Source organism: Mesorhizobium album (genome assembly GCF_033977205.1).
Taxonomy (GTDB): Bacteria; Pseudomonadota; Alphaproteobacteria; order Rhizobiales; family Rhizobiaceae; genus Mesorhizobium; species Mesorhizobium album.
Window position 1 is genome coordinate 1 of sequence record NZ_JAVIIW010000122.1, and the last position, 1,562, is coordinate 1,562.

Consider the following 1,562-nt stretch of genomic DNA (forward strand, 5'->3'; position numbering starts at 1 on the left):
TCCATAAACGTGCGTATTTCACTGCGTTTACAATGAGTTGCGCGCGATTGAAAGCGCCTTGACTGGCGTGGAGGGGTCGAAGAGCGCTGTTTGTCGCCAAAATAGTGTCACCGGCGCGTGCGGCGGCGGCCGGCATGGGTCGGCGCGGGGCCAACTGCGATGCCGGGGTCAGTTCAGGTCGGCTTGAGGCGGGTGAAGATGACGAGGTTGTAGGCCACGACCGAGGACCAGACGTAGGTCTTGAAGTGATCGAGGCCGCGCCAGGTGCAACGCGCCAAACCGTAAGCACGCTTGAGGCATGAGATGCCGGCCTCGATGCCGGCACGGAAGTTGCGCAGCTTGCGATAGACCCATTTGCTTCTGACCATGTCCTCGATGCTGAGGCCAGCTTTCTTGTGGAAGGCCATGTCGCAAACGCCCCAGGCTTTCGCCGTGGCCAGGTTGGCGCGAGTGGCGAAGCCCCCGTCGGCGGCCGCCTGCCGTGGTGCCTGACCATAGAGGGCGATGTGGCGCAAAAGCATCGGCAGCAAGCGGTCGCTGTCAGCTGGGTTGCCTTTCTCGATCATCAGATCGAGGATCATGCCGCTCCTGCCGGTGGTGAGGTTGAGCTTGTGGCCGTATTCGGTATCGCGGCTGCCTTTGACGATGATATCGGCATGCTCTTCGAACAGGCTGACCAACTTCTCGCCGGCGGGCACCGGCTCGCCGGCCAACACCCGCCGCTCGCTCTGTCTGATGATCCGTTCGACCAGCGGCCGATAATGACGAACCTGGATCTGCCACAGGGCTATGGACGGTGTGCTGGCCACGGCCAAACGCTCGCTCGCCTGCTCCAGATAGGCCAAGGTCGCACGGGTGATCGTGATCAGCTCGCGGTAGAGTTGGACGCGATTGGGTCGACCGCGCGTGAACTGGATCTTGCGAGCCCGCCTCTTGGCTGCACGGCAGTGATCGCGCCATGCCATGCTGGTGCCACCACTCAAGACATCAGCCCGCTTCAAAAGGCGCACCATGACCCGCACGGCATCCCAAAGCAGGCTGTTGTCGCTCGGCTCGTGCATGAGTGCCGAGGTCACGGTGCTGTCCAGCCGCACCACCGCGCCGTCTTCGAGCTTCGCTTGCCGAGCGCTCGACAGCAGTACCCGATTGATCTCTTCCCAGGTCGCGGGCCGCAGCGCGCTGATCGTCTTTTGCAGCACTGACTTCTGGGGGCTCCATGACAATGGTAGGCGGGCAAAGGCGCGAAACGAGGCAGAGTCCTCAAGATGGAACGCCAGCTCCTGATAGCTCAACTGCCGGTATTGCTTGAGAAGCGCGCAACGCAGCACCGCTTCAGCAGGCAGGCCTTGCCGTCCGGTGGCCTTGACGCCAACCCGGACCAAATCACGAGCCACCAAGCCAAGCAGATCGCAATGCTCATCCAGCCATTGCGACATCGCCTTCAGCTCGTGGCCGATCTCGTGCGCGGCGAAAAGATCGAATATGGTGGCTTGGACGGTGCGTTCTTGGCGCATTGTCGGCTCCGGCGGTGGCAGGACTTTGGAATCAGTGGCATGATCCAA

At 62.0% G+C, this 1,562-nt stretch carries 1 protein-coding gene; it reads right to left on the reverse strand.

What is annotated here, in order from left to right:
• Positions 1 to 173 precede the first annotated feature (173 nt).
• Entirely contained in the window at positions 174 to 1,514 is a 1,341-nt protein-coding gene (locus RFN28_RS34475) for an ISNCY family transposase (protein WP_292234799.1), read from the reverse strand.
• Positions 1,515 to 1,562 lie beyond the last annotated feature (48 nt).

Coding starts and splice junctions, on each gene's coding strand:
- RFN28_RS34475 (WP_292234799.1), bottom strand. CDS start 1,514: ATGCGCCAAGAACGCACCGTCCAAGCCACCATATTCGATCTTTTCGCC.